The sequence below is a fragment of the Bradyrhizobium sp. genome, from assembly GCF_035935975.1.
GTDB lineage: Bacteria > Pseudomonadota > Alphaproteobacteria > Rhizobiales > Xanthobacteraceae > Bradyrhizobium.
The window spans coordinates 165,597-187,716 of sequence record NZ_DASYWN010000064.1; the positions used below are offsets into that span (position 1 = coordinate 165,597).

The window sequence follows — 22,120 nt, forward strand, 5'->3', positions numbered from 1 at the left end:
TATGGAAAAGAAGGACATCGAAGAGTTGCGCAGCAAGGTGGCTTGCGCCGCCGTGCTCGAGAACGAGGGGTGGAAAATCGACTTGAAGGAGAGTACCCGGCGGGCGCTCAAATACCGGAGCGGTGCCGACATTATCATCGTCATCCACGAAGGACGCGGCTGGTTCGATCCGTTGTCGCCTGCCAAAGGGGATGTCTTCGATCTCGCAGAGCACCTTGGCGCGAGCGGATTCCCTGAAGCCTGCGATCGCGTCGCCGCGCTTGTCGGCTTCGTTATGACCGCGCCGGTCTGGACGCGAGCACCCAAACCGGCGGCGACGGCATCCATCGTCAGCCGATGGGCCCGCCGGCGACCGCCAAGGCATGGCTCGGCGACCTGGAACTATCTCGCCGAACAGCGCGGCATTCCCGACACCATTATCGCCGCCGCGGTTGCTCAAGGCCGGTTGCGGGAGGGCCCGCAAGGTAGCATGTGGGCGGCACATGATGATGTTGCCGGTCACATCATTGGTTGGGAAGAGCGTGGTCCGCACTGGCGCGCTTTCGCCACCGCCGGGACCAAAGAACTCTTTCGCTTCGGGCCGACGGGCGCCGCGCGGATTTGCATCACCGAGGCTGCAATCGATGCCATGAGCCTGGCGGCAATCGAGTTCCAGCGCTCCCACACGCTGTATGTCAGCACTGGTGGCGGCTGGTCGCCGGCCACGGAGCAAGCCATCCGCAGTTTGGCTGAGCGTGCTAACGTTCGGCTTGTGGCTGCGACCGATAACAATCGGCAAGGTGACGTCTACGCCGAGCGTATTCGCAGAATTGCCGGCGAAACTGGCATTGAATGTACGCGATCACGACCGCAAGCCGTTGACTGGAACGAAGATCTAAGAGGTCTGCTCGCCGGAACGGTCCATGGGCTGCTTGCGGCCAATCAATGATGACCATGATGTCCGGGAGAACTCGGTCGTGCGTTGCGCCAGGCCGAGCAGGCGGACCGAGCGGACGGATAAAGGAAAAGCGCGAGAGAGAGGCGGGAAATCAGAAAGTAAAAATGACGTGCCGCATGCCCGGCCGGCGCGTCAAGGGAGGCTTCGCCCGCTACGCGGCCCTTGACCCTCCGGACCGGAGAGGCGGCCGCGAAGAAGGGGTCAAGGGCTGAAGAAGATGGCGAGCCGAAAGGGTGAGCCGCGCTTCAGTCCGACGAGGCTGAAAGGAGCCCTCCCATGATCCCCTCTCCGATCCGTAAGGTCTACCAGGGCATCGCCGACCGTCGGCAAATGTTCCGCATGTTCGATCGCCACGCGCAGCGGCCGAACCGCCCCGAAGTCGACGCGGCCGCGCTCTATTCGGGCGAATGGTTTGAGATCGGCCAAGGCGAATACGAGCACATGCTCGACCTCCTGCCACCGCTTTGGATGCGTTGTGGGATGTTCGCGATGCGCGAATTTCTCACCGCCAGCGTTACCAGCGTTTTCTTCGCGTTGACGATCGGCCGTCGCGTCCGTCACTTCCACGGCTATTGCAATCTCTCGGAGCGCTCTTCACCCGACCGGATGCGGACCGCGATCGTCGAACGAGAATCGCGGCCCGTGATGGCGATGACGCGCGAAGAGCGGCTCGAGCACATCTGGTCGTGCACGCACGAGGACTACCGCGGCTACGCTGGCGAGCGATGGGCCGATCATCTACGTGGCAGGCGCACCGTGCTGCTCTACGGCGGTCAGCGCGGCACCTTGCTGAAGCTGCTCGACGAGCTCACCGAGGCGGAGATTTCAGCGAAGCTGCCGGTGCACCTGCGCTACCTGCCCGACGCGATCGCGGCGTGAGGGAGAGCGCAATGTTCACATTCCCCATCCCCGCTGTCCGCAGGGTTATCGAACGCGGAAAGTCCGACGCCGCCGCCAACGGCGGGTTCCGCAATCCCTATTACGGCCAAAAACCGGGTAAGGGCGAGAAGCCCGGGCTCTGGCTTGTGGGTGACAAGGGCGTTTACATCATGTCGAACGGCAAGCTCGGTGACGGCGATCGACCGCTCGTGGTCTATTCCGAGGAATGTCATCCGGTCGGCAATCCGGACTGGTTCGATTACAAGCGACGCCATTTCGGCGGCGATGACAGCATCGAGTTCATCGAGGCCGAGCGGTTCATGGCGCTCATCAATCGTGATTTTCGATACACCCATCTGCGGGTGCAGCTGAGCGAGACAGACATCTCGCTGTCGCTCATCGTGCGCTAGCGCATCCCATCCCTATCCACCGTGACCACCCGCCCCCCGCCGAGGCAGCTCGGCGGGACGACGGCACGTGCCCTCATCTCAAGGACAATTTCCAATGGCTCAAGACGATCCCTTCACCCTCGACCTCTTCAACAAGACCGCCCTTTCGTCCGGCCTCGGCGTTACCGCCTTTGCTGGCGGCATCACCGATGACCCGGACGACAGCGAGGATCCAGATCCGTCGACGCCGGCTCCGGCGCTTCCGGTCATGGCGGTCACACGCTCTGCTTCATCCGCTCCTCGAGGGCGCAGGACGAACTTCCATCTCGCGGGCGAGCGCGCCCTGGCCAAGGGATGGAAGAACCGTGCCCGCGACAACATCGTGGCGATCCGGCTCGCCGCGTCGATCGAGGCCGACGGGCGTGTGGCGACTGTCGAAGAGCAGGAGCAACTGATCCGCTTCATCGGATTCGGAGCCTCCGATCTTGCCAACTTCGTATTCCGGCGCTCGGGCGAGGCGGAATTCCGCAAGGGCTGGGAGGCGATCGGAGCGGAGCTGGAGGATGCCGTCGGCGATCTCGACCACGCTTCGCTCGCGCGCTGCACCCAATATGCGCACTTCACGCCCGAGTTTATCGTCCGTGCGATCTGGGCAGGCCTGCGGCGCCTCGGCTGGCGCGGCGGCCGCGTGCTCGAGCCCGGCATCGGCACCGGCCTGTTTCCCGCGCTGATGCCGGAAGGACTTCGTGAGGTCTCGGACGTCACCGGTATCGAGCTGGATCCCGTTACGGCGCGCATCGCGCGCCTGTTGCAGCCGCGGGCGCGGATCGTGACCGGAGACTTCGCGCGCACCGAATTGCCGGCGAGTTTCGATCTCGCCATCGGCAATCCGCCATTCTCCGACCGCACCGTGCGTTCCGACCGCGCCTATCGGTCTATGGGGCTGCGGTTGCACGATTATTTCATTGCGCGTGCGATCGACCTTCTGAAGCCGGGGGCGCTGGGCGCCTTCGTCACGAGCTCGGGCACAATGGACAAGGCGGATGCATCGGCGCGCGAGCATATCGCGAAGTCGGCCGACTTGATTGCGGCGATCCGGCTGCCCGAGGGGAGTTTTCGCGCCAGCGCCGGTACCGACGTCGTCGTCGACATCCTGTTCTTCCGCAAGCGCAAGATCGGCGAAGCGAAGGGCGATCCCTCTTGGCTTGACCTCGACGAGTTGCGGCCCGCGACAGAAGACGAGAGCGCGATCCGCGTGAACCGTTGGTTCGCGAAGCACCCGAAATTGGTGCTTGGCACGCACGCTCTTGCCTCAGGCCCGTTCGGCGAGACCTATACTTGCCTGCCGCGCGAGAGCGAGGATCTTGAAGCGGCGCTGGCGGCGTTAGTCAGTCTCCTTCCCGAAGGCCGCTACGACGGCGAGCCCGATGTGATTGAGTACGATCTGGGGGATGCGGATAATCAGAGCGTCCTAGATCTGCCGTCCGATCGGTATGTGCGCGAGGGCAGCTACTTCTTCGATAGGGCACACGGCCTGATGCAAGTCCTCGACGGCGTGCCTGTCCCCGTGAAGGCCCGTAAGGGGCGCATGGCCGAGGGCATTCCCGAGAAGCATGTTCGCGTCATTCGGAAGTTGATCCCGGTCCGCGATGCAGTCCGTGAGGTGTTGAAGGCGCAGGAGCTCGACCAGCCGTGGAAAGACGCGCAGGTCAGGCTGCGCATCGCCTGGTCGAACTTCGTCCGCGACTTCGGTCCGATTAACTTCACGACCGTCTCCATGACGGAAGACGAAGAGACTGGCGAGGTGCGCGAGACGCATCGCCGGCCGAACATCCAGCCCTTCCTCGATGACCCCGACTGCTGGCTCGTCGCCTCGATTGAGGGTTATGACCTTGAGACTAACACCGCGAAGCCTGGCCCGGTCTTCACCGAGCGGGTGATCGCGCCACCGGCTGCGCCTGTCATCAGCAGCGCGGCCGACGCGCTGGCCGTCGTGCTCAACGAGCGCGGACACGTCGACATCGAGCACATCGCCGAGCTTCTGCACCGCGACCGCGACCACGTCGTCGCCGAACTCGGCAGCGCCGTTTTCCGCCACCCCACCGACGGCTCGTGGCAGACGGCCGACTCGTACCTCTCGGGCCGCGTCCGCGACAAGCTCAAGGAGGCGGAGGCCGCAGCCGCGCTCGACCCGGCCTATGCGAGCAACGTCACGGCGCTGCAAGCCGTGCAGCCTGCCGACCTCAGGCCCTCCGACATCACGGCGCGTCTCGGTGCGCCGTGGATTCCGGTGGCGGACATCGTCGCCTTCGTCAAGGAGACGATGGACGCCGAGATCAGGATCCATCACATGCCGGAACTAGCGTCGTGGACCGTGGAAGCCCGCCAGCTCGGATGGATGGCAGCCGGCACGTCGGAATGGGGCACGGACCGCCGGCACGCAGGCGAGTTGCTCGCCGACGCGTTGAACAGCCGCGTGCCGCAGATCTTCGACACCATCATGGACGGCGACAGCGAGCGGCGCGTGCTCAACGTCGTCGACACGGAAGCAGCAAAGACTAAGCTCTCGAGGATCAAGGATGCCTTCCAGCGCTGGATCTGGTCTGATCCCGATCGTACCGACCGGCTGGCGCGCGTCTACAACGACCGCTTCAACAACATCGCGCCCAGAGCGTTCGACGGCTCGCACCTGAAGTTGCCCGGCGCCTCTGGCGCCTTTGTTCTTTATGAGCACCAGAAGCGCGGCATCTGGCGCATCATCGCCGCGGGCTCGACCTACCTCGCCCACGCCGTCGGCGCCGGCAAGACTATGACGATGGCCGCCGCAATCATGGAGCAGCGCAGGCTCGGCCTCGTCGCCAAGGCGATGCTCGTTGTGCCCGGCCACTGCCTGGCACAAGCGGCGCGCGAGTTCCTCGCGCTCTATCCGAACGCGCGCATCCTTGTCGCCGACGAGACCAACTTCACCAAGGACAAGCGGCACCGCTTCCTGTCGCGCGCCGCGACAGCGACCTGGGACGCGATCATCATCACCCATTCGGCGTTCCGCTTCATCAGCGTGCCCTCGGCCTTCGAGCAGCAGATGATCCAGGACGAACTCGAGCTCTACGAGCAGCTCCTGATGAAAGTGGAGAGCGACGACCGCGTCTCGCGCAAGCGCCTCGAGCGTTTGAAGGAGGGCTTACAGGAACGGCTAGAATCGCTGGCAACCCGCAAGGACGACTTTTTGACCATCTCCGAGATCGGCGTCGACCAGATCATCGTCGACGAGGCGCAGGAGTTCAGGAAGCTCTCCTTCGCCACCAATATGTCGACTCTGAAGGGCGTCGACCCCACCGGTTCGCAGCGCGCCTGGGACCTCTACGTCAAGTCGCGCTTCATCGAGACGAAGAACCCGGGTCGTGCGCTGGTGCTCGCTTCCGGTACGCCGATCACCAACACGCTTGGCGAGATGTTTTCGGTGCAGCGCTATCTCGGACATGCCGCGCTATCGGAGCGCGGGCTGCATGAGTTCGACGCCTGGGCGAGCACTTTCGGCGATGTTACGACCGAACTCGAGCTCCAGCCCTCGGGCAAATACAAGCCGGTCACGCGGTTCGCCACCTTCGTCAACGTGCCGGAGCTGATCGCCATGTTCCGCTCCTTCGCGGACGTGGTGATGCCTGAGGACCTGTGCCAGTACGTGAAGGTGCCAGCCATATCGACCGGAAAGCGGCAGATCCTGACCGCGAAGCCGTCGCCGGCATTCAAGCGCTACCAGACCCTGCTCGGTGAGCGCATCAAGGCGATCGAGGAGCGCGACCGCGCACCGGAGCCCGGCGACGACATCCTGCTGTCGGTCATTACCGACGGCCGCCACGCGGCCATCGACCTACGCCTCGTGGACCCGGACAACGACGATGAAGCCGACAACAAGCTGAACCTGCTGGTCGGCAACGCCTTCCGCATCTGGAGCGAGACGGCCGCGAACAACTACGTGCGCACGGACGGAAAACCCTTCGAGTTGCCCGGCGCGGCGCAGATGATCTTCTCCGACCTCGGCACGATCAGTGTCGAGAAGAGCCGCGGCTTCTCCGCCTATCGCTGGATCCGCGATGAGCTCGTCCGCATGGGCGTGCCGGCTTGCGAAATCGCCTTCATGCAAGACTACAAGAAGTCCGAGGCGAAGCAGCGGCTGTTCGGCGACGTGCGCGCCGGCAAGGTCCGCTTCTTGATCGGCTCCTCCGACACGATGGGCACGGGCGTCAACGCCCAGCTTCGCTTGAAGGCTCTTCACCACCTCGACGTGCCCTGGCTGCCGTCGCAGATCGAGCAGCGCGAGGGACGCATCGTGCGGCAGGGCAACCAGCACGACGAGGTGGATATCTTCGCCTACGCGACCGAAGGCAGCCTCGATGCGCAGATGTGGCAGAACAACGAGCGCAAGGCCCGCTTCATCGCCGCCGCGCTCTCGGGCGACACCTCGATCCGCCGGCTTGAGGACATGGGTGAAAGCCAGGCCAACCAGTTCGCCATGGCGAAGGCGATTGCCTCGGGCGACCCGCGCCTGATGCAGAAGGCTGGCCTTGAGGCCGACATCGCGCGGCTCGAACGTCTGCGGGCCGCGCACATCGATGACCAGCATGCGGTGCGGCGCCAGATGCGCGATGCTGAACGCGACATCCAGCTCTCGGCCCGCCGGATCGGCGAGATCGGGCAGGACATCGAGCGCCTCACACCGACCGCTGGTGATGCGTTCAGCATGTCCGTGATAGGAGCGCCGCATATGGAACGCAAGCTCGCTGGGCGTGCATTGATGAAGGAGGTCCTGACGCTGGTGCAGCTTCAGCAGGAGGGCGAGACCGTCATTGCTTCGATCGGGGGCTTCGACGTCGCGTATAGCGGAGAGCGCGTCGGCCGTGACGGCTATCGCTACACCACGATGCTCCTGCGAACCGGTTCCGAGTACGAGATCGAGTTGCCGATGACCGTGACGCCGCTCGGTGCGGTCGCCCGCCTCGAACATGCCCTCGACGACTTCGAGGGTGAGCGGGAGCGCCACCGCCAGCGTTTGGCGGATGCCCGCCGACGGCTTGCCTCCTACCAGTCCCGCGACGGCGGAGACTTCGCCTTCACCGGCGAGCTTTCCGAAAAGCGCCAGCAGCTCGCTGAGGTAGAAAAAGCCTTGGCGGAGGACGGTGATAGCGTCGGCCAGCTGGCTGCGGCCGCCTGAATGAAAAGAAAGGGAAGAGAGGAAGGGAATAGGCCCGTTCGCAGATCGAGCGGGCCGCCGACGCTCGCGCTCAACCGCCGCCTGCGCGATCCCGGCCCGTCATCCTGCGCAGGGCTTCGGCCCTGCTGGTGCTGCCGGGCAGGGAGGCTCGGCCGCGGTTGCGCCGGCCCGCCCCGCTCCGCGGGCCGGGGGATGTCTTCGGGAAGAAGACGAGAGAGGGCCGGCGGCGCCGGTCCGCAACCCCAAAGGAGCGTTCCCATGCAACTCATCAAGATCGACCCGCGCGCGCTGAAGGAGAACCCTGACCGCATGCGCCAGACCAAGTCGACGCCGCAAGCCGACGCGCTGCTGCTCGCCACGATCAAGGCCGTCGGCATCGTGCAGCCGCCCGTCATCACGCCGGAAATCGGCGGCGGAAACGGCTACTTGATCAATGCAGGCCACCGCCGTGTGAAGCAGGCGATCGCCGCCGGCCTCGAAGAGATCGACGTGCTGGTCGACGAGGCGGCGAACGACAACGGCGCCATGCGCTCGATGGTCGAGAACATCGCCCGCGAGGCGCTGAATCCGGTCGACCAGTGGCGCGCAATCGAGCGTCTGGTCGCGCTCGCCTGGACGGAGGAGGCAATCGGCGTCGCGCTCGCGCTGCCGGTGCGTCAAATCAGGAAACTTCGTTTGCTGGCCAATGTGCTGCCAGCGATGCTCGATCACATGGCCAAGGGCGACATGCCCGACGAGCGCCAGCTCCGCACGATCGCTGCCGCATCGCTCGACGAGCAGAAGGAGGTCTGGAAGAAGCACAAGCCGTCGAAGGCCGATCCGCAGGTCTCGTGGTGGAGTGTCGCTCAAGCGTTGCAGAAGACCCGGATGTTTGCTCGGCACGCCAGCTTCGGCGACGACCTGGCGCAGGCCTACGGCATTCATTGGGTTGAAGATCTCTTCGCGCCCGCCGACGAGGACAGCCGCTACACGACGGACGTCGAGGCTTTCCTCGGCGCGCAGCAGGAGTGGATGACGGCAAATCTGCCGAAGAAAGGCATCATTGCCGAGACCACCAACTACGGCGAGGTGAAGCTGCCGCCGAAGGCCGAGCGCGTCCACGGCAAGCCGGTGAAGTCCGACTGCACGGCGATGTATCTTGACCGCGATGGCCGCGTGCAGACGGTGCACTACCGCATGCCTGCGCCGAAGAAGCCGAAGGGCAAGGGCGCGACTGGTTCGGACAACGCTCCGGACGACGTCGGCGAGATCTCTAAGCCCCGTCCTGACGTGGCGCGCAAGGGCGTCGAGATGATCGGCGACTATCGCACCGACGCGCTGCGCGAGGCGCTTGGCCGCGCGCCGATCGAGGACGACACGCTGATGGCTCTTCTGGTCCTCGCCTTCGCGGGCCAGAACGTCTCCGTGACGACTGGAGGCGGTGGAACCTATTACGGCCACAGCCGCCTGGCGAAGAACGCAGCGGTGCTGTTCGATGCCGACGGCAAGCTCTCCTTCGACATGGTTACACTTCGTGTCGCGGCGCGCAACATGCTGATCGATGTCTTTTCTTGCCGGGAGAACGGCACCAATAGCGGCATCGTCGCCCGGATCGCCGGCGCAGTGGTAGGCGCGGATTGCTTCCTTCCGCACATGGGCACGGAGGACTTCCTCTCCTGCCTGTCGCGCCCTGCCCTCGAGGCATCGTGTAAGGACACTCCTGTCCTGCCACGCCAGCGCGTGAAGGACACGCGTGCCGCGCTCGTCGAGCACTTCAAGGAGGGACACTTCGTCCATTCCTCCGCGCGCTTCGCGCCGGATGCCACGAAGCTTTCGCAATGGTTGTCGTCGAGCGCGACGACGGCAGATGACGACGGGGCTGAAGAGGAGACAACCGGCATCGGCGATGAGCTCTCTGACGAAGTAGCCGAGGCATTCAGGGAGGCGGCCGAATAGCTCCACGCGTCTTTTTTTCCGCACGGTCCACCGCCGCCGGTCATCCCGGCGGCGGTTTCGTTTTCACGCATGCGCAACGAAGGAGGACATGATGTCCGCGCACACCATCATCGACAACGCACCCATCGGCTCGATCGTCGCCTGGTCCGACGGAACGCCACAGCCGCCGGCGCGCTTCAGGAACAAGCTCGCCGCGTGGCAGACCAACAACAGCAAGGGCCGCCTCATCCGCAAGCAGGGTGGGCGGGGCGTAGGGAATGTCTCGCTGTCGGCCTGTTTGACCCTGCATGAGGCCGATTATGGCGCCGGCGGCGTCATCGCCGTGCGCGTCCATCGGACATTCTCGCTGGAGTCGAAGCTCCAGTTCGCCATCGTCGAACGTCCGGCGATCGGCTCAGTCCGCGTGTTCGACCGCGCGGGCGGCGACGCCGAGCTCGTCTATCTCGCGACCAACGAGCCCAATGCGAAGGAGTGGCTGACACGCCATGGCTATCCTCACGCCGTGCTGGAGCAAGTAACGGCCGACGAGGTCGGCGCCGATATCATCGAGGGGAGGACCGCGGCATGAACGCGTCATTTCTTGCTTCCGACGACGTCGCGTTTGGTCGCAGCGCTGACGGCCTTCTTGTCGCGCTTGTCGGCGAGACGGCTTTCGCCATGGTTCCGGCCGGCGACGGCCGGCATTTTCTCGCGACGGGCTGGCGCATCAGCCGCCCGATGGGCGAATGGACGCGCGGCGACTTCTATGGACATTCCGGCGAGCTCGCCGACGAGGCGGCGTTTCGCAACGCCGTGCTCGAAAACGCCGAGCATCAAAGCGAGCGCAAGCTGCTCGGCCGGATCGAGGAGAACACGCGTATCAATACCCCTTGGGGACTCTCGCAGGGCTCGACCGTCTACGCCGAGGGCGTCGCGTCGCACTCCACTGCTGGCCACGGCGGTTTCAAGCTCTCGGCTGAGCGAAACCGCATCGTCCACCACATGCTGCGCTCAAAGTGTGGATGGTACGAGGAAGACGCCGAATGGGCGATCGTCGCGATCACCTTCCCATATCTCTTTACGGCATTCGAACGCCGTTGCGCCGAGAAGACGATTAGGGACAGTTGGCCGGACGCCTGGGAGACCATCTTTGGTGCGACCCTGCTGCCGGGCGAATCCCGCGAGAAGGATCGCCGCGGCTTCGAGCAGGCGCACGCGCGGGACTGGATCGTGGTATCGGCGATCACATCCAAACACGAGAGCGGCTTCGTCGAAACCGTCGCCACGCTCGGCGGGAAGCGCGGGCCTGGGACTGAGGAACGGCGCTTCCTCGTTCCCTCCGACGAGTATCACGTCGGCCGCTTCGGCTTCGTGATCGACGAGGCGCGCCACCAGCTCTACGGCGGCCCCTCCGACTTCGTCGGATGGAGGTGACCCGTGCCCTGGCGCCTCATTGCCAAAGCCTTCGGCTGGCGCGCGGCCACTGACGAGGACGGCCAAGCGCCGGTCCTCGTCGTCTGGCATCCGCGGCTCAGACGACATTTCACCGGCGTCGACGCCTGGAAACACGCCGTGCGCCTGTCTGTGCACGCGCCGCGCCAAGACCCGGCCGGCGCCGACAGGATCCAGTCATGAAAGCGTATCTCGTCGCCGTGAACCTCCCGGTGCATGCGCACAACAACCCAGAGAGCGCCGTCGCCTGGATGACTGCCGGCGACGACCTCTCCTCCATAATCGCATTCTCTCTTCCGCACCACGACACGCCAGACAAGTCCGCCCTGCCCTTGTGGCCTCTCGGGACGGTGCGATGATCGAGCCCCTGGATCGACGCCTTCTGCTCGCGCGCATGGAGGTCGCGCAAGCCGAGACGCAGCGCCATCTGGGCATCATCGAGCGCCAGATCGCGGCACGTGCCGAGCGGATGACGATCACCGATCGGGCGAAACGCCGGCCGCACGGCCGAAGCGCATCGAGCTGGACGAACGCGGATAGGCGGTTGTTTCAGCAGCACGTCGCGGAGCTCGCCCTGGCTCGTCGCGGTGAGATCGATGCTCTCGCGCGGAAGCTCGATCGACAGGAGACGGCGATCGCCGAGCTTCGGGCGCGCAACCGCCCTTCCCCCGCGTGGCGGTGAACGGAGGCCGTGACGAATCCCTGCGCAAGGGGAGCACGCGAAGATCGTTCGCGACGTCGAGCGTGGCGCGGATTGGCCTCGATCTCCCGCGGTTTCAGAGGCGGACTGCCCCTTGGCCGTCACTCCCTCGGTTTGTGCTGCGGTCTGAACCGTCCGCGGTCCGCTTCAAGGGCAAGTCGCGAAGCGATCGGCAGCTGCCGTCTTGCGATGGGGGGCCGCGTCCTTCGCAGGCCTGAGGGCCCGCTCGGCTGCAACCCGCCCATGCTCGTCCTGGCAGCCGCCGCCCCCTGAAGCGGCCCGCTAGTGCCGGTTCTGGTCGACCGCACCCGAGGGAGCAACGGCCAAGGGCCGGACCGCTTCCCTAGGTGAAACCGAGAAAGGATATCATCATGACCAAGACCGCCCGCTCCCCTCGCGCCTCCGGCCGCGTCATTCCGCTCCGCCGCGGCGCGACGCTCGAGATGGTTCGCCTCGCCTGCCCCGACTCCGCGCAGACGTTGCGCATCTCGGAGAGCTTCGGCCTTGCGGTCCTCGACAGCGACGGCATCCGTGAGCTGCACGAGCGCCTCGTCATCGAGACCGCCGACGCCCTCAAGGACGGCCTCAGCGAGCGTGCGATGGAAATCCACCTCCAGCGCATCGTCGGCGCTTACGTTGGTTCGGCTCACGGCGCCGGCCAGTTCTACTCCCGCGCCGTGACCGAAGCGCGCGAAGCCACCGCCAAGCTCGCCAACGACCCACGCGATGAGGACCTCGACGGCCCCGTCGGCTTCGACAGCCAAGCGCAGCGCAAGCGCGAGTTCGCGGCCGACATGGGACTCCAGGCGCACGCGCTCCGCATGGCGGCCGAGGGCGCCGTCGCCGCGTACGAGCAGGTCATCGGCGAAGCCTGGAAGCCCTTCGAGCGGCAGGCCGAGCACGCCGGCGAAACCGTCACTAAGAAGGCCGCCGCGGCCCAGATAGCGGCCTTCGAATAAGCCTCAAGGCGGGGCTTCGGCCCCGCCTTCCACATGTTGCCGCTGTGAAGGCTGGTCGCGAGACCGGCCATTTTTTCGTGTCGCCGCAAATCCAACAAGAAAAGCGGCACGTCGCGCCAACGCGGCCCCTCCCGGTCGGTGGTCCGTGCGGCGGATACGGCGCCCGCGCAACGGCTGCGCCGTCCTCCGCTGCGCTGCGGCCCGGTCGGGTGCGCGAGCGCCTGGTGCCGCCGCGGCGGACCCCGTGAGGGGCCGCGACAGGCGCGGCCCCCGAACGGAGGTCATCGAAATGAGCAGGAACGAAGGAAAACCGCGCGCCGACATCTACGCGCGCATCACCGATCGCATCGTCGCGGACCTGGAGCGCGGCGTGCGGCCGTGGGTCAAGCCGTGGAATGCGGCAAGCGCGGCTGGGCGCATCACGCGGCCGCTGCGCCACAACGGAATGCCCTACCAGGGCATCAACGTCGTGCTGCTCTGGTCGGAAGCACTGTCGCGCGGCTTCACGTCGTCGATGTGGATGACATTCAAGCAATCTCTCGAGCTCGGCGGCCACGTCCGCAAGGGCGAGAGCGGAACGATGGTGGTCTACGCAAACAAGATCACCAAGACCGACACGGATGACAACGGCCACGACGTCGAGCGGACCGTACCGTTCCTGCGGGCCTACACCGTGTTCTGCGTCGATCAGATCGACGGCCTGCCCGACCACTACTACGCGCGCCCTGCTCCGAGCACGCCGCCGGCGCAGCGCATCGCGCACGTGGACGCATTCTTCGCCAACATCGGCGCGACCATCCGGCACGGTGGCGACAAGGCTTTCTTCGCGCCAGCGCTCGACCTCATCCAGATGCCGCCGTTCGAGACCTTTCGCGACGCCGAGAGTTATGCGGCCACGCTCGCGCATGAGTGCGTACACTGGACCGCGCCGGCGCACCGCGTCAATCGCGATCTCAGCCGCTACGCGAAGGACAGCAGCGAGCGCGCCCGCGAGGAGCTTGTCGCAGAGCTCGGCGCCTGCTTCCTTAGCGCGGACCTCGGCATCGTGCCGGAGCTCGAGCCGCGTGCAGACCACGCGAGCTATCTTGCGTCGTGGCTGGAAGTGCTGGCCAACGACAAGCGCTTCATCTTTTCGGCGGCGGCGCACGCGCAGCGCGCTGTTACCTATTTGCACGACCTTCAGCCGAAAGCGGCCGAAATCGACCAGGCGGCATGAGCGCGACGGGCTCGCGTCTTGCCCTTGCTCTTCATGAGCTCACCAAGGCCCTCGCCTTGCGGCGAGGTCCTTCTTGCGTGCACCGTCGTGCGCTTGCGTCTTCCGGAAGCGGAGGCACTTCCCCCATCACCTCGTCCAGCGCGGCTGGGATTCGCCGCGTGGGGCCGCTGGGATCTCCAGATGTTCGTCTCTTCCTCAATGGGCCTCTTCCCGCAGCGGCGTGAGGGCGGTGCATCTCGAATTGCGTTCGTCCGGCATCGCACTCGCGGTGGCCGTACCTCGAAAGACTCCTCAGGGGCGTGGGCGAGTCTCTTGGTCAACGTGGCTCTGCCGTTGTCGTGCGGTACGGCTGCCTGTCACCAGTCATATCCCCCGCGGTCGGCCTGACGCGCCCAGTGCGTCCTCGATTTGGCATGTCTAACCGAAGGCCGTCGTCGCTGCACTCCGCCTCGATTCCATGACCGCAACGGCCGTTCGCAGCTTTCTTCCGCTGGTCGCTGCGCGCCCATTCCTCGCGAGTCAAGAAAGCTTCGCCCTGGCCGCCCTCCACTGCGTTGCGGCCCTTCGGGTGCGGTCCAATCGCCTCCGGTCAACGACAGCCATCGAGGTCGCGGTGGTCGCGGCCCGAGAACCGAAGAGGATACGAACATGGCTACCATCGGCAACTTCACTGTGAACGGCAACGGCTTCGTGGGCACCGTCAAGACTCTCGCCCTCGGTACCGTGAAGGCCAAGATCGTCGCGGCCGACCGCACCTCGGAGAAAGCCCCGGACTACCGCATCTTCGCCGGCACCATCGAGTTCGGCGCCGCGTGGAAGAAGAAGTCCCAGGAGCAGAACCGCGACTATCTTTCGGTCAAGCTCGACGACCCGAGCTTCGCGGCGCCGATCTACGCGAGCCTGGTCGAGATCGAAGGCGAGGAAGGCCACTCGCTCATCTGGTCTCGCCCGAGCCGCCACTGAAACCCTGCGCAAGAAGGCCTCGCCACTGGCGAGGCCTTCTCCTGCCGAAAGGCAGGGTCAACGATGTGTAAGGTCTTGAACGCGCGCATATCGGCCAACCGCTCGATCGCGGTGCGATCTGTATCGGCCGCCCCGAGGTCTCCTAGAGGATTCCCCAGGCCCGGTACCGCCCTCGCCCGGTGGCCTCGCGCAGGCCAAGCTCGATCACCAGGCTCAACGCCGCGCGTGACGTGATTCCCAATTCTTCGGCGATCATGCCGGCAGAGACAACCGGGCGGGTCAACACGTAATCGACGAGCGCCGGCAGTTTGGAAGTGGATCGGCGGCCGGTAAGTTTCCGAAGGAGGAGGGTGCGCTGGTTGAGCCAGCGATCGTGCGCCTTCAACCCGGCCTCGGCCGCAGCCGTGATCGCATCTAGCTCCGCTACAAGCCGCGTCGCGGTGTCGCGCGACCGGCGCCGCTCGCGCGGGATGGTTTTCAGCCCGTCGTGCAGGCAGGCGAGGTGGGAGCGCGTTTTGCCACGTTGACGCAACAGCGCCGCCGCCAGCAACTGGCCTAGCCATGGCCTGTGCTGTAGCGGTTCGATGCTGCGCCATGCGTCGGCCGCGATGGCCGCTGCGAGCGTCGGCGGCAAGCTGTGGGCCTCATCGACGCTGGCGCGCCAGGTGGCGAGGCGGTCGTCCTCGTCCCAATCGATGTCGTAGACCAGCGGATCGCGATCGGTCGCGTGACGGAACTGACTCGGGCTATCGCTGGCGAGGGCGCGATCGGTCTTGGCCATCGCGGCATCGACGGCAGCGAGCGCCTCAGACAGCCCATCGTCATTTGCGGTTAGTGCGAGCGCCGCCTCCAGCACATCGCCGGCCTCCCTCGCATCGCAATGCCCTGCTCCACCCTCTTCGCGCTCGCCCCCTGCCTCATCCAGGTCGCCCGTCCCGTCCAGGCCGCGCAAGGCGGCAAGGCCCGCCGGTGACAACGCCCAGTCGGGCTTTTCCCGGACGATGCGACGGCGGGTGCGCAGTACGGCGCGTGCCCGAGTCAGCTCATGGGTCGGTGCGCGGATATCCATGCCGGCGTCATGGAGAACCAGATCTTCGAGGTGGACGAGTTCGCCCTCCAGCCATAGACTGGCGCAGGCATCGGTGAAGTGGTTTCGGCTGATCCACCCATCCCGAATTGGGCTCTTTGCGAGGCGCTCGTCGAGCCGGGCAAGCGCGTCCTCGGCGGTCGCAAGCGGGCCAGCAATAGCGGCCCAGGGCAACGGATCTGGCGTTTTGTAGCCGAAGAGCAAGGGCTTGATAACCTTAATAGGTGCGGTTGAAACGGAATCTATCAGGCAGATAGATTCCGTCATAGCGACAGCCGCTTTCTGTTGTCTTGCTAGCCTCTCTTATCGACAACATTGGACGTCAGAACACAAAGTCAGTGGCTTCCGCGGCCCAGGGCGCTAACCCTAGCCAGTTGCGCCATCCGACAGGGTCGTGTGCTGCCATCGATTTTGGTGGTTTGAGACAGTCCCGCCTTCTTCGGAAGGCCCTGCCCTTCCAATCGCCGGCCGATCGTCGGCCAGGATTTGTATCTCCCGACCTACCTGCCCCTGAGCACTCCTGCGCCGACGGCATCATGCAGCTTCGATGTCAGTCTGCGGGAAATCGGTGCCTTTGAACATCAAGGGCTCCCCTAAGTGGCGAGCGCAGGCATAGGCAAAACAGTCCCCGAAATTGAGGCGTGCCGGGTGCCGCCCCTTGCCGTAACGGTCAAAGGCGTCGAGCGCTATCCGGGCCGTTTCGGGCGGCACTTGCACCATCTTGATCTCCATCAGCGCCAGATAACTCTCGACCGCTTCGCTAGCCTCAGAGATGGGAAGATCAAGCACTCGGGCTACGGCAATCGCAGCTTCCCACACTGCCAGCGGCGAGGTCAGGCGCGTAGCCGCTTGATGAAGGCGAGCCAACAGCTCCCGCGCTTCATTTTCGTCGGTCAGCATGGCGGTCAGCGCTGAGGCATCGATAAACATCAATTGTCCCCGTAAAGGCCGTCGCGGAACGCCTTGTCTGCGGGCTTGCCCTTTTGCGGATTGCTTTTGGCCCGGAGATCGCGACAGAACTGTACGCCCAGATCGACCAAGGACGGCTTGCCCTGCTCGCGCTCCAACTCGTGGGCAAGCGCCGTATGCACGGCCTCGGTGAGTCCGATCTTCTTGAGCGCGGCGACCCTGCGGGCCAACGCGTCGGTCTCGGGATTCTTGATATGGAAAGCCATCGGGCGCTCCTCTATCCGCCGCTGTGTATCCTTATATAGCATGGCGGATACACCACTTGAAGGCCGACGCCAATTGTCACCTCACGGGAGGCTAGCGGCATTTGATGGTTAACGTCGATTGAAGTTCCCCCTCCTTTAACTTTCCTTCGGACCAAGCCCCTCGGGCACGGAATGAATCTTCGCTCCAAAGGAGCGCCTGCCCCTGGGATTCCCGGCGCGCACTGATGCTTAGATTTTCTTGTTGACCGCGGTCAACTTTCGGGTCCCCGAAGCGCAAAGGAGACCCGAATAGGTGTCATGATACCGGATAGTCCTCGCGCGAGGTAGGGTTCCTACACTCGGCGAGGTGCTGACTTCGCGCAGGATTACGAGGGATAAGTCCGGCCTTCGGTGCCTTGGGAAAGTTGACCGCGGTCAACTTTCCCAAGGTACTACATCGCCCGGTCCCTCGCTCTAGGAAAGGCGACTGGAAGTAGGGGCCAGACCTTGATGGGTGGAGCCAACCACATCCGATCCGGTTCGCCAAACTCGACAATCTGGGGGCAAGCTTTTTTGACCAGCAGGCCTGGGCCGACCGAAAATCATAAATTCCGAGATTGGTCTCGCGAACATGTTCGATCACAGCTGCGGCGGGCACGTCTGGTAAGAGCCTGGCCGGCCCTTCCGCTGAAAGCCTTTTGGAATTCGACTCTAATGGGGCGCATGGGCCCCGGGCAGGCCGAAGATGTGAGAGTTCGCTTGGGTGGTCCGAATGAGGTCCTCGGAAATACGCCCAAGAAGGTGTTCGGCTCGCGGCCGTCATCCAGTGTCCGGCTGGTGCGAGACTAGATCGATAGGCACCCTTCTCTGGCCGGGCCGATCTTTGATGGCGATGAGGTTCTGCGCTGGCTCGATGCCGACATGGGGCATCGTCTTGCGGTTGGTGCAGACGATGCGGGGAGTAGAGTGGCTCGAAAGGACCAAAGCCGGCTCAGCCCACGAAGAAAGTTGGCGACGCCCGGTGTGTCGCTCGGAAGTCCTAGAGAGAAGGGCTCTCCTTTTGTGATCGTAAGCTCCTTCATCTCGTCACGGGCCGAGAACTTCCATCGCGCGCGCTTCAAAGATTTTCTATCCCAGACAAAGACTGCATTGAGCTGGCAGCCGCCTACTGCTCGGCGGAAGAAATCTTCATGGCCCCATCATGATTTCTGAACGTGGAGGGGTCTTCCACGGCAGGATGTTTGACGGCGAGGGAGCCGCGATCTTGTAGCTGGTGGCGCCGAACGACTCCTGCGGTGCTTGAGGAGTTCGACGTCGAGCAGTCTGGCCGACGCCACGTTTTAGATAGCTGACGGTGATTGCGGGCGAACTTCGCCGAGCGAGGGGACCGCTTTGCGACCGCATTGTCGCTGCCCCGTTGAATCGCGATACGCGCAGAGCTCGGCCTTTGCACGACTGGTTCGTTGGCCTAGCCAGCGCCGTCCCGCCTTAATGTCTCGTTAACCCTTTCTTCATTGCCGAGCGATACAGAATCGGAGTTACTAACGCCGAATGTAGAGTTTTCGGCAAAATGTCGTAACCACGAGATGCCGCCGTGTCTTTGACAGAGCAAACTGCCGCCGATCATTCGGCGTTAAATGAGCCTCGCGCGATCCATGAACTGATCGCTGCGGACGCTCGCGAGCTGTCGGCGAAGCTTGTCGCCCACAGGCTGAAACTCTTCCCGCCGAAAGCCGCCAAAACCTTACGTCGATTCTCGTCCGGCGAAGCGGCCAAGTTGATCGGCGTGAACGACTCCTATTTGCGGCAGTTGTCGCTCGAGAAGAAGGGGCCCGATCCCGAGATCGGGCCGGCCGGCCGACGACTCTATTCCTTGGGCGACATCCAGGCCCTTCGGACTTATCTCGACGAGACCGGAAAGGCCTCGCGCCGATATCTGCCGACGCGCAGGGAAGGAGAGCACCTGCAGGTCATAGCCGTCGTCAACTTCAAAGGCGGCAGCGGCAAGACCACCAGCGCGGCACACTTGGCCCAGCACCTCGCCTTGCAGGGATATCGCGTTCTTGCCGTCGACCTCGATCCTCAGGCGTCCTTGTCGGCGCTACATGGATACCAGCCCGAATTCGACGTCGAAGAGAACGGCACCTTGTATGGTGCCATCCGCTACGACGACAGCCGCCGCGAACTGAGCGACATCATCCGACGGACCTACTTCCCGCTCCTGGATATCGTGCCAGCAAACATCGAACTGATGGAGTTCGAGCACGAGACGCCCAAGGCTCTGGCCCAGCGGCAGTCCGGAGATCCACTCTTCTTCGCAAGGGTGGCGACGGTGCTCGGGTCGGTGGAGGCGAATTACGACGCCGTGGTCATTGATTGTCCGCCCCAGCTGGGATTTCTCACGCTGTCGGCGCTATGCGCCGCGACCGCGGTCCTCATCCCGGTGCATCCCCAGATGCTCGACGTGATGTCGATGTCGCAATTTCTCCTGATGACCTCGGACTTGCTGGAAGTCGTCGCGAAGGCCGGCGGCAACATGAATTACGATTGGATGAGATATCTCGTCACTCGCTACGAACCTGGCGATGGTCCCCAGGCGCAGATGGTCGGATTCATGAGATCGCTTTTCGGCGATCGCATGATCACAAACATGATGCTGAAAAGCACTGCAATCAGCGACGCCGGCATCACCAAGCAAACCCTCTACGAGGTGCCGCGCGAACAGTTCACGCGATCGACCTACGACCGCGCGATGGAGTCGCTCGACGGCGTCAATGGGGAGATCCAGAATCTCATGCAAGCGGCGTGGGGGAGAGCCTGATGGGACGCAAGAACCTACTCAGCGATCTGCTGAGCGATGCCACGCAGGCCGCTCCGAGCGCGCCGCCGGCGCAGGAGGGAAGGGCACCTCAGCCGACCCTCGGCGGGCGTGGCGTTGTCGGAGCCATGAGCCGATCGCTTGAGCGGCTGTCTGCCGAGAGCGAAGCGGCGAGAGCGCTGGCCGATCGGTTCGCCAATGGCGAGACAGTGCTCGAAATCGATCCCTCGCTGATCGACGCATCGATCGTGCCCGACCGGATGCCTGGTACCGACGAAGAGCATGAGGCTCTGGTCCAATCGATCTCTGCCAACGGCCAGCTCGTTCCCGTTTTGCTGCGCCCTCATCCCAGTCAGCCGACCCGCTACCAGACGGCTTACGGTCATCGCCGAGTGAGGGCGCTGAAGGCGCTCGGAAGGCCGGTCCGTGCGGTCATCAGGAAGATGACCGACGAAGAGCTCGTGGTGGCACAAGGCAAGGAGAATGGCGAGCGGAAGGATCTTTCGTTCATCGAGAGGGCAATATACGCCGTCACCCTCGAGGACCGCGAGTTCAAGCGCGACACGATCGGCTCCGCCCTCAGCGTCGACAAGACCGAACTCTCTCGCCTGATCTCGGTCGGCCGCGCTATTCCGCGTGCGTTGATCGACGCAATCGGCCCAGCGCCGAAAACTGGCCGGAGACGGTGGATGGAGCTCGAAGCCTTGCTCCAGGGCAAGGAAGCAATCGGCGACTTGGCGCCGCTGATTTCGAGCCAGGCCTTTCTAAGTAAAGATTCGGATGCGCGCTTCCTTGCCGTTTGCGCAGCGCTTGCGCCCAGGCCGCAGCGAACGGAACCCGAGTCTTGGACATCGGCCGACGGCAAGGCAGTCGCCTCGATCGACCGCAAAACGGAAAAGACCACCCTCGCGGTAAACGAAAAGGTCGCTCCTGGGTTCGGCGAATTCGTCGTAGGGCGACTAGGTGAACTCTACGTGGAGTACCTCAAGGGAACTGCATAAGCGCGCTTCCCGAGGCTTCTGCAGAACATGGCGCAGCCAGCAAAAGAAGGCTTGCCGCGCGATCAGTAGGCGTATCGATTTTTAACAGAGGAGTAGAACGCAAAGAAAAAGGCCCCCGAAACGTCTCCGCCCGGAAGCCTTCTCTAACGTGTAAGCAGCCTTAGAGAATCACGGACGCGAATCCCAGTCAAGCGTATTTGCTGCGGTATCGATTCGCCGAGCGCTTTTTCTTTGCCTGGAAAGGCGAAGAACATGACCGACAGTCACCCAACGACGCCCTTCGGGCGGCGGACGCTGTCGCTTGCCATGGTGGCGAGCCAGGCGGCCGCGAAGGCATGCCCTGAAGACAGAGTAGTTCACAAGTGGAAGATCTTCCGCGCGATCACCGATGCGAGGGAGCGGCTCGATATCTCGGATCGTGCGTTGACCGTGCTCAACGGCTTGCTGACGTGTCTACCGGAGACGGCTCTCACCCCTGGCAACCTCGTTGTCTTTCCCTCGAACGCGTCTCTGAGCGAGCGCACGCACGGCATGGCAGGGACTACGCTACGCCGGCATCTCTTCGCGCTGGTCAACGCGGGACTCATCATCCGCCGCGATAGCCCCAACGGAAAGCGATACGCTCGGCGATCTGGCGATGGCACAATCGAGCAGGCGTTCGGGTTCGACCTGACGCCGATCGTGGCGCGGGCCGAGGAGTTCGATCGTCTGGCCGACGAGGTGAGGATCGAGCGTCGCACCATTGCCTTGGCGCGGGAGCGTGTCTCGATACTCCGGCGGGATATAGCCAAGATGATTGCCGTCGCAGCGGAGGAGGGGGCCCAGGGCGACTGGGGGGATGTCCGGAGGCGCTTCGCCGGCCTCAGTGGCCGCTTGCCGCGAGTGGCCGGGCTAGGCCTCCTCGAACCTCTTGCCGAAAGCCTGGAGCGTCTCGCCGCAGAGGCGGGCAAGCTGTTGGATTCTCATCTCTCTGCACAAAAAACGGACGGCAATGACAGCCATTCCGGCGCGCACTATCAGAATTCAAATCCAGACCCCTTTATTGAACTTGAACCAGCCTCTCAAGAAGGCGGGGGACCGATCCGTGAAACCCAACCGGTGCCGGAGAGGAGGAGCCAACAGACGACGGGATTCCCGTTGGGGCTGATCCTCAAAGCTTGCCCCGACATCGCGATGTACTCGCGGACAGGAATCGGAAGCTGGCCCGAATTCATCGCGACGGCCGCGGTTGTTCGATCGGCGCTGGGGGTCAGCCCGAGCGCCTGGGAAGACGCCGTGGACGCGATGGGGGAGGGCGATGCAGCGGTTACGATCGCCGCGATCCTGCAACGCTCGGCGGAGGTCAAAAGCCCGGGCGGATACCTGCGGGGTCTTACGGCGAAAGCTAGGGCCGGCAATTATTCCATCGGACCGCAGATCATGGCGCTCTGGAAGAAGCA

The 22,120-nt window shown here is 64.1% G+C and carries 19 protein-coding genes; 16 read left to right on the forward strand and 3 right to left on the reverse strand.

What is annotated here, in order from left to right; translation table 11 throughout:
- Position 1: 1 nt before the first annotated feature.
- The 13 genes from VGR99_RS39975 (at position 2) to VGR99_RS40035 (ending at position 14,621) form a co-directional block, all read left to right on the forward strand.
- Positions 2-928: a DUF3991 and toprim domain-containing protein gene (locus VGR99_RS39975; RefSeq protein WP_326905446.1), complete on the forward strand. Its 927-nt coding sequence runs from the start codon at positions 2-4 to the stop codon at positions 926-928.
- Between the two features lie 285 nt (positions 929-1,213).
- Positions 1,214-1,816, forward strand: coding sequence for a DUF1419 domain-containing protein (locus VGR99_RS39980; protein WP_326905447.1), 603 nt, complete (start codon positions 1,214-1,216; stop codon positions 1,814-1,816).
- 11 nt (positions 1,817-1,827) lie between these two features.
- Complete coding sequence (locus VGR99_RS39985; protein ID WP_326905448.1) at positions 1,828-2,226, forward strand: DUF3085 domain-containing protein; 399 nt, start codon at positions 1,828-1,830, stop codon at positions 2,224-2,226.
- 94 nt (positions 2,227-2,320) lie between these two features.
- Positions 2,321-7,417 (forward strand): Eco57I restriction-modification methylase domain-containing protein, encoded by a 5,097-nt coding sequence (locus tag VGR99_RS39990; RefSeq protein WP_326905449.1) that lies wholly within the window; start codon positions 2,321-2,323, stop codon positions 7,415-7,417.
- Positions 7,418-7,675: 258 nt separating this feature from the next.
- On the forward strand, positions 7,676-9,352 hold the full coding sequence (locus tag VGR99_RS39995; RefSeq protein ID WP_326905450.1) for a ParB/RepB/Spo0J family partition protein: 1,677 nt from the start codon (positions 7,676-7,678) through the stop codon (positions 9,350-9,352).
- A gap of 91 nt (positions 9,353-9,443) precedes the next feature.
- Positions 9,444-9,920 carry a hypothetical protein gene (locus tag VGR99_RS40000; protein ID WP_326905469.1) on the forward strand — a complete coding sequence of 159 codons (477 nt, stop codon included), beginning with the start codon at positions 9,444-9,446 and terminating at the stop codon, positions 9,918-9,920.
- Positions 9,917-10,765 carry a DUF7007 domain-containing protein gene (locus VGR99_RS40005; RefSeq protein WP_326905451.1) on the forward strand — a complete coding sequence of 283 codons (849 nt, stop codon included), beginning with the start codon at positions 9,917-9,919 and terminating at the stop codon, positions 10,763-10,765. Before VGR99_RS40000 ends, VGR99_RS40005 begins: the two co-directional genes overlap by 4 nt.
- Positions 10,766-10,768: 3 nt before the next feature.
- Positions 10,769-10,966, forward strand: coding sequence for a hypothetical protein (locus VGR99_RS40010; protein WP_326905452.1), 198 nt, complete (start codon positions 10,769-10,771; stop codon positions 10,964-10,966).
- Positions 10,963-11,142 (forward strand): hypothetical protein, encoded by a 180-nt coding sequence (locus VGR99_RS40015; RefSeq protein ID WP_326905453.1) that lies wholly within the window; start codon positions 10,963-10,965, stop codon positions 11,140-11,142. Before VGR99_RS40010 ends, VGR99_RS40015 begins: the two co-directional genes overlap by 4 nt.
- Positions 11,139-11,465 carry a hypothetical protein gene (locus VGR99_RS40020; protein ID WP_326905454.1) on the forward strand — a complete coding sequence of 109 codons (327 nt, stop codon included), beginning with the start codon at positions 11,139-11,141 and terminating at the stop codon, positions 11,463-11,465. The genes VGR99_RS40015 and VGR99_RS40020 overlap by 4 nt, the downstream gene beginning before the upstream one ends.
- Positions 11,466-11,854: 389 nt before the next feature.
- Complete coding sequence (locus VGR99_RS40025; RefSeq protein ID WP_326905455.1) at positions 11,855-12,442, forward strand: hypothetical protein; 588 nt, start codon at positions 11,855-11,857, stop codon at positions 12,440-12,442.
- A 289-nt stretch (positions 12,443-12,731) separates the two neighbouring features.
- Positions 12,732-13,658, forward strand: a complete 927-nt coding sequence (locus tag VGR99_RS40030; protein WP_326905456.1) for an ArdC family protein — start codon at positions 12,732-12,734, stop codon at positions 13,656-13,658.
- Between the two features lie 648 nt (positions 13,659-14,306).
- Positions 14,307-14,621 carry a DUF736 domain-containing protein gene (locus VGR99_RS40035; RefSeq protein ID WP_326905457.1) on the forward strand — a complete coding sequence of 105 codons (315 nt, stop codon included), beginning with the start codon at positions 14,307-14,309 and terminating at the stop codon, positions 14,619-14,621.
- A 142-nt stretch (positions 14,622-14,763) separates the two neighbouring features.
- Here VGR99_RS40035 and VGR99_RS40040 read toward each other — a convergent pair whose 3' ends face one another.
- From VGR99_RS40040 to VGR99_RS40050, 3 genes are all read right to left on the reverse strand, one after another.
- Entirely contained in the window at positions 14,764-15,975 is a 1,212-nt protein-coding gene (locus VGR99_RS40040; RefSeq protein WP_326905458.1) for an RHE_PE00001 family protein, read from the reverse strand.
- A gap of 267 nt (positions 15,976-16,242) precedes the next feature.
- The gene (locus VGR99_RS40045) at positions 16,243-16,638 is read right to left on the reverse strand and encodes a type II toxin-antitoxin system VapC family toxin (protein ID WP_326905459.1); all 396 of its coding nucleotides are present in this window, start codon (positions 16,636-16,638) and stop codon (positions 16,243-16,245) included.
- The gene (locus VGR99_RS40050; RefSeq protein WP_326905460.1) at positions 16,638-16,883 is read right to left on the reverse strand and encodes a type II toxin-antitoxin system VapB family antitoxin; all 246 of its coding nucleotides are present in this window, start codon (positions 16,881-16,883) and stop codon (positions 16,638-16,640) included. Before VGR99_RS40050 ends, VGR99_RS40045 begins: the two co-directional genes overlap by 1 nt.
- Before the next feature lie 1,579 nt (positions 16,884-18,462).
- On the opposite strand from VGR99_RS40050, the gene repA reads away from it, so the two are divergent.
- The 3 genes from repA to repC all read left to right on the forward strand — a co-directional run.
- Positions 18,463-19,683 carry a plasmid partitioning protein RepA gene (gene repA, locus VGR99_RS40055; protein WP_326905470.1) on the forward strand — a complete coding sequence of 407 codons (1,221 nt, stop codon included), beginning with the start codon at positions 18,463-18,465 and terminating at the stop codon, positions 19,681-19,683.
- A complete protein-coding gene (repB, locus tag VGR99_RS40060; protein ID WP_326905461.1) occupies positions 19,683-20,681 on the forward strand; it encodes a plasmid partitioning protein RepB in 999 nt (332 codons plus the stop codon). Before repA ends, repB begins: the two co-directional genes overlap by 1 nt.
- 252 nt (positions 20,682-20,933) lie before the next feature.
- The coding region (repC, locus tag VGR99_RS40065; RefSeq protein ID WP_326905462.1) for a plasmid replication protein RepC at positions 20,934-22,120 on the forward strand (1,187 nt) is incomplete at its 3' end.